General features: G+C 46.3%; 8 protein-coding genes. 4 read left to right on the top strand and 4 right to left on the bottom strand.

Annotated features, from left to right (window positions below):
* The 4 genes from B7Y67_RS09070 to B7Y67_RS09055 all read left to right on the top strand — a co-directional run.
* A partial coding sequence (locus B7Y67_RS09070; RefSeq protein WP_293598365.1) for an RNA polymerase sigma factor occupies nucleotides 1–394 on the top strand: 394 nt, incomplete at its 5' end.
* The gene (locus B7Y67_RS09065; RefSeq protein ID WP_215303311.1) at nucleotides 391–855 is read left to right on the top strand and encodes a DUF3619 family protein; all 465 of its coding nucleotides are present in this window, start codon (nucleotides 391–393) and stop codon (nucleotides 853–855) included. The genes B7Y67_RS09070 and B7Y67_RS09065, both read left to right, overlap by 4 nt.
* Before the next feature lie 25 nt (nucleotides 856–880).
* Nucleotides 881–1513, top strand: coding sequence for a DUF3106 domain-containing protein (locus tag B7Y67_RS09060; protein WP_293598364.1), 633 nt, complete (start codon nucleotides 881–883; stop codon nucleotides 1511–1513).
* Nucleotides 1514–1526: 13 nt separating this feature from the next.
* The gene (locus B7Y67_RS09055) at nucleotides 1527–2066 is read left to right on the top strand and encodes an RDD family protein (RefSeq protein ID WP_293598363.1); all 540 of its coding nucleotides are present in this window, start codon (nucleotides 1527–1529) and stop codon (nucleotides 2064–2066) included.
* A 24-nt stretch (nucleotides 2067–2090) separates the two neighbouring features.
* On the opposite strand, the gene B7Y67_RS09050 is transcribed toward B7Y67_RS09055, so the two are convergent.
* From B7Y67_RS09050 to B7Y67_RS09035, 4 genes are all read right to left on the bottom strand, one after another.
* Entirely contained in the window at nucleotides 2091–4562 is a 2472-nt protein-coding gene (locus tag B7Y67_RS09050) for an FtsX-like permease family protein (RefSeq protein ID WP_293598362.1), read from the bottom strand.
* Nucleotides 4563–4573: 11 nt separating this feature from the next.
* Nucleotides 4574–5359, bottom strand: coding sequence for an SDR family oxidoreductase (locus B7Y67_RS09045; protein WP_293598361.1), 786 nt, complete (start codon nucleotides 5357–5359; stop codon nucleotides 4574–4576).
* A 40-nt stretch (nucleotides 5360–5399) separates the two neighbouring features.
* Nucleotides 5400–6065 (bottom strand): membrane integrity-associated transporter subunit PqiC, encoded by a 666-nt coding sequence (locus B7Y67_RS09040; protein ID WP_293598360.1) that lies wholly within the window; start codon nucleotides 6063–6065, stop codon nucleotides 5400–5402.
* Nucleotides 6062–6739, bottom strand: a 678-nt coding sequence (locus B7Y67_RS09035) for an MCE family protein (protein ID WP_293598359.1), incomplete at its 5' end; no start/stop codon positions are given. The genes B7Y67_RS09035 and B7Y67_RS09040, both read right to left, overlap by 4 nt.

Here is a 6739-nt window from a genome sequence, read left to right as displayed (position 1 = left end):
CACCAGAATCTTGCAAAACCGGATTCATGACTGGTTTAGAAGGCAAAAGGTCCGAAACACTTGGGTCACCCTCTTCTCCAATATGGGCAAGAAATCAGATGAAAATGATGATTTCGACCCCTTAGAGTCACTTTCCGCCCCGGATGACAGTGAAATTCACCAAGATGGGGCATTTAAGCTGGAGCGCAGTCAGCTTTTGGAGTCCCTAGAGTCAGAAATATCAAAATTACCCGTCCGTCAACGAGAAGCCTTCCTGATGCGTTATTGGGATGAGCTGAGTATTACTGAAACTGCCCTTGCTATGAGTTGTAGCGAGGGAAGCGTCAAAACCCACTGCTCAAGAGCTACCCAAGCTCTAGCTAAAGCATTGAAATTAAAAGGAATTACGCTGTGAACCGCAATCAAGACATCCTAAACCCAACAGAAGCTGACCAATTTGGCCAGTCCGCTGCTGCTCTGCTCCGCCAAGGATCTCAATCCTTGCCAGCTGGCATCAAAGATCGTCTGTATGCAGCGCGCTTAAAAGCGCTTTCCGTAAAAAAACCAGAAAAAGTGCGTATCAAACAATATGTTTTGGCCAGTACCTCTGGGAACTGGTCTTCGGGTTCTCGTTCTTTTTGGAATAACGTGGGCTGGGTGATCCCTCTTGTTGTTCTTGTTTTTGGCTTAGTCGGAATTGCCCAATGGCAAGATAACTCCCGGATTAATGACATTGCCGAGTTAGATGCAGCCCTGTTAAGCGACGATGTACCCCCTGATGCCTATGCTGATAGCGGCTTTATGCGCTTCCTCAAGAATGGCCCCTTAGCCGATGCAGAGCAAGATGGCTTGGATACACCCAAATCACCTTCTTAATATCAAACGAAAACTCAAATAGCGCATGCTAAAAAACTTACGCTCTATTTGTGCAGTCCTCAGCATCAGCTCAGCCCTTACGCTAGCTATTAGCGCTCTAATCTCGCCCGCCGCATTTGCTCAGACAGCAACAAGTAATCACGGCAAAAGCACGGTTACCCCAGCGAAAAAGCAGGATGGGACATGGGAAGGTCTAAAGCCTGAACAACAAAACATTCTGGCCCCTCTCGAGGGTGATTGGGACTACATGTTGCCTGAAAGTCGTAAACGATGGACCCAGGTGGCCAACCTGTACCCCAGGATGAAGGCAATAGATCAACAACGGCTTCAGTCTCGCATGGCCAGCTGGTCAAACCTGTCTCAAAAAGATCGCCGTATTGCACGAGAGAATTACCTAAGCAGCCTCAAGTTTCCGCCTGAGAAAAAAGCTGAAGCTTGGAGCGCTTATCAAAAACTGAGTGCCGAGCAAAAAAATAAACTTGCTCAGGCTGAATTAAATCAAAAGAAGAAGCCCACGGTCGTAAGTGCGCCAACCTTGCAACAACACCCCATCATTCAGCAGTCGAACTTAGCTCCGACATTACCTGCCGCAGTCACTCCAGCTCAAGAAGTTGCTCCGCAAGGCGCAAGCTCGGATAGCGACTCAAGCAATCAATAAGAATTCCTCAGTCGTGATTACCCCAGCGGAATTAGATACGCTTCCTGCTCCGCAATTTTGGCGACGTGTTTCTTGTACGCTTTATGAGCAGTTGGTTTTACTGGGTGTAATTGCCCTAACATTTTTAGTTCCCAATTTAGGCTTAGGTATTCTATTTGGCATCTCATTACCGAGTTGGCTCACCTTCCTCTACCTCTATGTGGTTCTTGGGATCTACTTTTCCTGGTATTGGACAAAGTCAGGGCAGACGCTTGCGATGCAAACCTGGCGGATACGCATGATTGGTCCAAGTGGCCACAAGCTCACTCGAAAGCAAGCAATCTGGCGCTATGTCTATGGATCTCTATGGCTCATACCTTGCGTTCTTCTACAGTGGCTTTTCGAACTTCAGAGATGGCAAATTATTGAAATGCTATTTGCGGTTGCTTTATTTCTATGGCCATTAAGCATCTATTTGAATCGCGTTAGCCCGCTGCTACGACAAAGTCTGCCAGATCGCTTTAGTGGAACGCGTTTAGTTGAGCTGCCAAAAAACTTAGTGAAACTCTCCTAAAGTACTCTCGTTAGAGAGTGCGCCCTAGATCTCGCGCAAACACTCCATTGCCGTTGTTGTTTGAATTTTTCTTTGAAAACGATATCCAGCCAAGAGACAAGCAGAGACTCCAAAGATAATTCCCATCGCTAAAGACTGTACGAATGCATTGAACTCAATCTCCAACACAAATCGACCAAGCGCCCACGCTGCTACTCCAGCAGCTAGTCCAGCTAGAACTCCAGAGAGCACTCCAATAATCAACAGTTCAGCCAGAGCTATCTTTCTCAGTAAAGCACGCGATGCACCTACCGCTTTGAGTAATGCAGCACTTCTAAAGCGCTCATCTTGAGTGGCTGCAATTGCAGCCACTAAAACCAGAATCGCTGCTGCGATCGTAAAGGCAAACAGAAGACCCAGTACTGAAGACAGTCGATCCAATACGTCTTGTATCTGTTGCAAAGAGGACGCTACATCGACAATAGTGAGATTGGGGTAGCTCTGTGCAAGTTGGTAATCAAGCCCTTCAATGAGAGGACTTTGATAGTAGGAGGTAATCCATGATTGGGGCATTTCAGCAAGCATGGCGGGCGACATGATGACAAAAAAATTCACCTTCATGGAACTCCAATCCAGTTTACGAAGAGAAGTAATTGGTGCGGTAACTTTTTCACCAGCGAGTTCAAAAGTCATTTGATCACCCAGCTTAAGCTTTAAAGTCTTTGCAATACCCGCCTCCAAAGAAACTTGCGGCGCACTGCCATCAATCCATTTTCCAGAAGTAATTCGATTACCATCTGGCAATTGCTCGGTATAAGAGAGATTAAATTCTCGATCGACTAAGCGACGTGCATTTTCATCAACATAATCATTCGGCCCAATAGCTTTGCCATTAACCTCAACCAGGCGTGCACGGACCATTGGACTAAAGCTAGGGTTAGCAACTCCCGCACCAAGCAAAGACTGGGTAATGCCTAGCTTTTGATCTTCCTGAATGTTAATCATGAAGCGATTGGGTGCATCAGCTGGAATATTTCCCTGCCAAGTGACCAATAAATCCTGACGAAGTAAGAGAATGAGTAGTAAAGCCATCAAGGCAATGCCTAGAGCAGTAATTTGCATTACCGCAAATCCTGCGCGGCGCGCTTGCACAGTCAACGCAAAGCGGAGAGCAAAGCTCTTAGCACTCCAACTCGAAAAACCAAGATTAAGCAGGCGTAGTGATGACCAAGAAACTATGGAAAACAAAGTAACGGCCAATGTGAAGCTAATCGCAACCCAAGAAGCTAGCTTCAAATCCTGCGCTGCGATAGCAATTAAGGCTAGACAAGTAATAATTCCAAAAAGTGCAACCCAAAGTGACTTGATATTGACCGCACCTAACTCCTTTCGAATCAGCCGAACTGGCGAGATCATTACCAAACTAAATAAGGGTGGGCCAGCAAAGCCAATTAATAAACAGGAGGAGAATAAGATGCTCCAAGTTAATGGCCAGAGGGAAATCACAGGCAAATCAGCAAAAACTAAATCACCCAAAATATGAATTAATATTTCTTGAACTCCGTAAGCAATAGCTGAACCCATAAGTGCAGCTGATAAGCACAGAGCCCCCAATACTTTGATTTGATTTACTAGAATTGCCCCTTGACTTGCCCCAAGACATTTCATGACTGCACAAACATCTGACTGCTTTAAAACATAACGACGTGCAGATAAAGCAATCGCTACTGCAGCCACCATTGCGGTCAACAAGGCAACTAAAGATAAAAATCGCTCTGCTCGCTCTAGAGTCTTACGCATCACCGGTTGCGCGTTTTCCAAGGTCTCAATACGCATTCCTCTGAGACCCTCAGATTCAATCCATTGAGTAGCCCATTTCTCATAATCAGAAATAGCCTGATCATTTCCCGCTAGTAATAGACGATAAGTAACGCGACTGCCCAAGCCAATGAGACCCGTTGACTGTAAATCATCTAAGGACATCATGACGCGTGGTGCAAAGTTCATAAAGCCTGCACCCCGGTCGAGTTCGCGCTCTAAAATGCCACTAATTAAAAACGTCTTGTCTCCCAACAACATCTGATCGCCCACTTTGGCCTTCAATGTATTGAGCATAGCTGGGTCTACCCAGACTGAAGCAGCTGGCGGAGTGAGGCCGGCCTGGGAGGGTGAGACCTGCAAAGACCCGCGCAAGGGATAAGTGTTAGATACCGCTTTGAGGGAAGCAAGCTTACTTTGCGCACCAACAGTGGCCATGCTCGGAAAAACAACGGTCTGCGCAACACTCAGCTGACTATTATTTGCCTCTCGAATAAATCGTTCAGGCAAAGGCTGATCAGAGACAAGCAGTAGATCTGCAGCAAGAAGTTGGCGAGCATCAAACTCAAAGGCTCGCTGCATCCGATCCGCCAGAAAACTGACGCTAGATAAAGCTGCAACCGATAGAGTTAGCGCAACCAGTAAAGCAAGCAGCTCACTGGATCGCAAGTCTCGCCGAATATCCCGCAAAAAACTCACTAGCACGGCGGCTAAATCGCCTGAATCTGGCCGCCGTCAACCCGGATCACTGACCCAGTGATATACGAAGCGTTTTGACTTGCTAAAAACGCAGCAGTATCACCATATTCCTGAGGATCACCATAACGACCCGCTGGGATCAGATTCAAGCTAGCTTTCACAACCGAGTCGTAGCTAATGCTCTCGCGTTGAGCACGCGCTTCATCCAATTGACGCAAGCGATCGGTTGCTACACGACCCGGCATGATCACATTCACTGTCACTCCATCGGCAGCCACTTCTGCCGACAAGGTTTTCGACCAGGCTAATAGTGCAGCGCGTAAGGTATTGGAAATTGCCAAGTTTTTAATGGGAGCAATCGCACCTGAAGTAGTGCTAGTAATAATGCGGCCCCATTTACGCTGACGCATACCAGGAAGCACGCGATCAGTAATGCTAATGAGCGATAGGACCATGTCATTAAAACTTTTTTGCCATAAAGCGGGGTCTTGGCCAGCAGCCAAGGTTGGAGGAGGTCCACCAGTGTTATTGACCAAGATATCAATCGGGCCAAGCTCTTGTTCTATTTTGCTGACTAGGCCGTCAATGACAGAAGGATCCGATAAATCCCAACTCAAAGCCAATGCAGTTCCACCGGCAGCCTCAATTAACTCAACAGATTTTTTTAGGCCCTCGGGATTGCGACCAGTTACAGCCACCTTAACACCTTCACGAGCTAGAGAAACCGCCATAGCTTGACCTAAGCCTCTGCTAGATGCCATTACTAATGCCACTTTACCTCTCAGTCCTAAATTCATGTCTTCTCCACTTTTTATATTTGTAGTAATTCTAAAATGACTATTGCCCTAAAGGTGGGGGCAGATTTCCAGCGTACTTATACAGCACCGCCTCATACTCTTTCAAAATTTGCGCTAGAGCCTCTTGCTGACCCAAGACCAATTCTTGAGGGCTATTGTCTTTTAGCGTGATTCTCTTGGTGTAACGATTTTTACCAATTACTGGATTGCGCTTTTGCGGATCAGTTGCGGATAGGAAAAACTCTGCTGTAACGACTGCCTCTGGACGGACGCGGTAATCACCATAGAACTCTTCCACTGAAACTTGCAAGTTGTAATAAGGGAAAAAGCTATTACCCTGCCCCACTGTCATGGAAAAGATTTGAGCATTATTCAACCACTGGCGAGTGGCATTACCAACCATCTCATTTGGCAGCGCAGAATAAATATTGTAGAAATCCTTTTCATAGCGCTGATCGCCAAGACGATAAACCAAAGACTTGCCATCAAAAGGCGGGGTGGTCGTGACTGAACCCATCTTCAACCATAAATCGCTACGCGGTTTGTACGGTGCTCCTGTGCGCTCAGGCGCAACCATCCAGCTGCTAGTTTCCAAGGCGGGTCTTTTAGGTAAGGAGCAGGCACTCAATGTGGCGATGACTAATGCGCAAACAGCAAACCGAGTCAGGTTTGAATTTTTCATCATCTGGATTTTCATTGACATCATTTTTGAACTCCATTCATTGGAGGCGTAATGCGTGCAGGTGGCTCACCCCAAATCAAGGTAGATGGTGATTGACTTGCTACGCGCGTAAACTCATTTAACTGTTCACTGGCTTGGCGAAGATTTTCTAGGGTTGCAGTGGTGTCACCTTGGACGCTAGTCACAGTTTGGCGCAAAGAAACCATGGTGGCAATCAATTCACGCATCAGGATGTTCAGTTGATCTTTATCAGTAACCCTAGCAATACGATCTAAGAGCACATTGAGATCTTGCACTGTGTTGATGAGACCAGCATTATCCCTTCCATCGCCAGCCATTAGCTTATTCAAGTTACCTAATAACGCATCAAATTTCTTCTGGGTCCCATCCACATCTAAGCCATTGAAGGCACCAATCAGTTTTTGGATACCAGAAATAATTTCATCAGCCTGGTTTGGCATCGATGGAACTACTGGGTACTCTGGCTCCCACGGGTATTTGAGGGTGTAGATTTGATCAGATTTAGGATAAAAATCTAACTCTACATAATTCACACCAGTAATACCCATCGATCTAATACGGGCACGCAAATTATCTTTAATAAAAGTTTCGAGGTGACTTTTTTCTATAGAGTCGCCATAAATTTGCATTCTTACGACAACATACTCTTGCTTCTGAAGCATCGGGATATCTTTCTC

The organism is Polynucleobacter sp. 35-46-11 (genome assembly GCF_002281105.1).
The sequence above is the reverse complement of the archived record's forward strand: the minus strand, read 5'-3'. Positions and strand labels throughout refer to the sequence as shown.